This is a genomic window from Vibrio sp. V23_P3S9T160 (genome assembly GCF_963886625.1).
GTDB classification, from domain to species: Bacteria; Pseudomonadota; Gammaproteobacteria; order Enterobacterales; family Vibrionaceae; genus Vibrio; species Vibrio anguillarum.
In genome coordinates, this window is record NZ_CAWPDB010000061.1 from 1 (window position 1) to 3849 (window position 3849).

General features: G+C 43.3%; 4 protein-coding genes. All 4 read left to right on the top strand.

Annotation, left to right across the window (positions count from 1 at the left end; translation table 11 throughout):
* On the top strand, positions 1–201 hold a 201-nt coding region (locus AACU59_RS03545; protein WP_237666611.1), incomplete at its 5' end, for a DUF2523 family protein.
* Between the two features lie 2 nt (positions 202–203).
* Entirely contained in the window at positions 204–1568 is a 1365-nt protein-coding gene (locus AACU59_RS03550) for a zonular occludens toxin domain-containing protein (protein ID WP_094145003.1), read from the top strand.
* Positions 1569–2204: 636 nt separating this feature from the next.
* Positions 2205–3356 (top strand): cytotoxin, encoded by a 1152-nt coding sequence (locus tag AACU59_RS03555; RefSeq protein ID WP_094145004.1) that lies wholly within the window; start codon positions 2205–2207, stop codon positions 3354–3356.
* Between the two features lie 164 nt (positions 3357–3520).
* Positions 3521–3835 (top strand): hypothetical protein, encoded by a 315-nt coding sequence (locus tag AACU59_RS03560; protein WP_237666612.1) that lies wholly within the window; start codon positions 3521–3523, stop codon positions 3833–3835.
* Positions 3836–3849 lie beyond the last annotated feature (14 nt).

Sequence of the window (3849 nt, forward strand, 5' to 3'; positions counted from 1 at the left end):
GTTTATTCTTTGGTCTTTGCCTATAAAACCGCCTCATATTTATTAAATGATATTGGATTTACTCAAATCATCATATTAACGTTTAATGCTTTGCCCGACGAGTTGCGCTTTTATGCTTTCCTTTTCAAGATACCACAGGCGATAAACATTATATTTACAGGCTTTACCACTGCATTTGTTATTTCGGTATCGAGGTTTTAACGATGGCTATCACGATTAGAACGGGTGCTAATGGCTCTTATAAGTCCGCTTATGCTGCTTACTTTGTTATTTTTGAAGCACTAAAGGCGGGGCGCGTTGTTGTCACGAATATTGAAGGGATGCAGCCACTTGATGCTATTCAGAAGCGTCTTGATATAGAGTTCCCGTCTACTACTCGCCTTATTCGTATCTTCTCAAGGGACGCGGAAGGGATTGAACTCTGGCAACACTTTTTTTGTTGGTGTCCTCTTGGGGCGCTGATTGTCATTGATGAGTGTCAGGACATCTTCTCTAAAAACATTGGGTTCAGGATGGATAAAGTATTTTATCGTCCTTTGTCTGAATTCTTGCCAAAACTTCCCAAGGATTACGAATCGTTTTTTTACTCTCGCTATACGCCTGCTGATATGACTAATTTAGACCCGTCTGAGACTGACGACCGAGGTCGAGCAGAATATGACGACCAAGGCCGCATAATCTACCCGTTTTCTTTTAATGAGGGTTTCCAGCGTCATAGAAAATATAACTGGGATATTGAGTTGTTATCGCCTGATTGGGGTCAAATTGATTCAGCAATCCGCGCACCGGCTGAGCAATGTTTTTTCCATAAAGGCCGTGACCAATTCTTTTGGGCAAAGCGCAAGCCTTACATCTATAAGCACGCTAAAAACACATCAACGCCAGTGATACCAAAGGGCAAAGACCCTAATCTTACCAAGAAAAAAATACCGCTTGATGCGTTCTTGCTCTACAAGTCAACAGCGACGGGTATTGCTCGTGCTTCTGGCGCTCTCAATGTGTTAGCGAAAAATCCGGCACTCATTGCGGTTTTTCTAATTATCATTTTAGGCATAGGATACTTAACGTATGGTTTATCCCGTCTGGTTTTTGGTTCTTCTTCGGAGATTCAGGACGCGCAATCGAACTCGACTCAATCTAGCGTTCCTCAATCGTCCAGTGTCAGCAATAAAGCGGATTCTTCGTCTAATTCTTCTGTATCTGATGGTAGGAATAGCAATACGGCTGTTAGTGGTTCCGGTGGTTCATCTGGTTCTGGGCGTTTAGATGGTCTTCGCTCGATGCTCGGCCTATATGATATTCAAAACTTGTACTACACGGGCCATACCACAAAAAAAGGGCCAAATGGTTTCAAGTTCTTTATTACGCTCGAGGCCAAAACACCCGAGGGAACGTATTATTTTGATGATACGTTTCTCGCGGCCAACGATATCAAATATGCTCACTATGATGATTGCTTGCTCAAGCTGACAAAAGACAACATGAATCTAAACGTATTTTGCAAACCGCGCGCACTGGATACGCCAGTTCCTGAACGCGCCGAAGTCAAACTCAACTCTATTTTTTAAGAGGCCGCTTAGCGGCCTTTTTACTGCCAAGCGATAAATGACATACCGATTTGCGCGAGTATGTCAAAAAATGACATACCAACCCCGTAGGGATAAGAGAGCGCGTGCGCGAACGATGCACCAAGCCGCCCGACTAGGGTTAGTGGTTCTCTAGATTCAATCGGCGCGGTTTCTAACTGCCTATGCTTATCGACATGCTGCCACCCTTCATCCTGCTAGAACATCCCCTCGCAGAGCCTCACCGCATCAGTGGGGCTTTATGCCACTGCAACTCTATGGACGTTCAGCGTTTGGGCTTTGCGAGTGTCGAGCAATGCCCTTGCCTCTTTCATACAGGATCATTTATTGAGAATTAGGATCTTTGCTCGTGAGAGAGCGCGGACGACGACGAGGACTGAGGAGGAGGAGCGAGAGCGAACGAGAACCCCCGTCTTGTACTACGGGGGTACTTTCCACCTACCTATCAGGCTTGACGGTGTTTTTTCATTATTCTTTTGTAGCAATACGCAACAAAAAATAAAGATGATTTTTATGGTGACATCAGTTCCGTTTAACTTAAGCGCATATATTGCGCACATGTTTTCTCTGTAATAGTACTATGTGCATATTCAGATAAAGCGAATGGATTGTTATTATATGAACTTAGCCGATATTTTTGACCCTTCTAAACCTCATAAGTGTCCCGTGATGCATCCTAACCCGCTAGAGTGTCCTTGTGCGAGTTGTGAGATGGCTAGGAAATCCGCTGCTTCAAAGGCCGCATTAGATCGCGCTACTGCTAGCAATTTTGCGCCTACAAGCTCTTTAATGCCAGTAAATCAAGTTATTAAGGAACCTGTAATACCAAAAGAGAGCCCCAGAGAAAAAATTGAAAGACAGCGTAGAGAACGATTTCAGGAGCGAGAAAAAGGCTCGCAAGAAATTCAAGCTAGTGAGGCTCGATACGCTGCGCATAGAGAGAAGGTAGTCGCTGAGCGTAAAGTTAACCATATTTATGTGGGTGAAGAACGAGAGTTTCCTGATGCAATTTTGTCACCTCTGCCAGCATCAAGAATGGGAATGAACGATGCGATAGGAAAACGCGTGTTGCCATCTGATCTACTTGATTCCAGCTTTGCTAATCAGCCTGTTAGCACTGACGTCGTCGCTCTTCAGATCTCATCACTCAGCCCTGAGACTCAAAAGGAAGTAAGAGAGAGTGGTGAACTTGTTTTCAGTGGTATGCAGTACAAATACACTCATGGAACAGTAGGTACTATCCAAGTCATCGACACATTCTCAGGTGAACAGCCCGATAAAAATACATCACAGATGGCCTACTGGGTCGCGCAAGGCAAATATCTCAATATACCCAAACACCCCGATCCTCATCGCGACCATTTATACGTTTTCACACCAAACTTTAGCGGTTGCTCTTTTGTTGTGGATGACTGGGGAGATGAAGTAATCAGAGTTTACCATGTGGAAGGTGGCAAAGAAGATAAGCAATACAATGACGTAAAAGACCACGGTAACGGATTAATTAATTATATGAGTTTTCGTGATTATGGTTTTTACCAAAAAGGTAGCACCACTATTAAGAATATTACAGGCTTTGCTTTTATGCGCTACAACACTCAAATTCGAAATTGGGAAATTCATTATCAGAAGCAAGAACATGCCCCTTGTATCAGCCAACCTATGACATCAGCTAAATCACTTTTCTCACAAGAAAAACACACGGCAAAAGTTCTGGCGTCGAAGGAGTCTCGCGTGGTGGAAACGGGAACCATTGTAATAAAGCGCTAACTCTGAGGTAATAATGAGTTTTAGCTGTATACGAATGAGCGTCTGAGGGATGTTTTAGGGGGAAACCTAGCGATTAAACATAATTCCCTGTGGTGATCTTGGTTCAATATTGTGTTTTTCTTTGGGCATTCTTTGTTAGATTTCTTTTATGATAATCACTTGTTATGAACTTTATTGCTGAGAATGTTATGTCATCATCGTTAGTCACGAGTGCTATAGAGCAAATCTATGGTCGTGTGTCCGAGAGAAATGCTGCTAATAAATTGTATAAAGTGCTTGTTCCTGAGCTTCATGAGGCGTTGGAGAGTGGAAAGCCAATTAGCGATCCTCAAGTCCAGCGGTTAATTGCTGCAATCAGTGATCTACCATCAGCAGGTGCTAAACAACGAAACTTTGTAAGGCGTTACATGCAAGATAGAGATTCTATGCTGCGTCTGCCACGTAACCCTGACAGTCTTATGTACGGTTTTTGGTGGTAAATATGATTAGTAAC

What these genes read in the sequence shown, in the direction of transcription:
- AACU59_RS03550 (WP_094145003.1), top strand. Translation starts at nt 204, where the DNA reads ATGGCTATCACGATTAGAACGGGTGCTAATGGCTCTTATAAGTCCGCT.
- AACU59_RS03555 (WP_094145004.1), top strand. Translation starts at nt 2,205, where the DNA reads ATGAACTTAGCCGATATTTTTGACCCTTCTAAACCTCATAAGTGTCCC.
- AACU59_RS03560 (WP_237666612.1), top strand. Translation starts at nt 3,521, where the DNA reads ATGAACTTTATTGCTGAGAATGTTATGTCATCATCGTTAGTCACGAGT.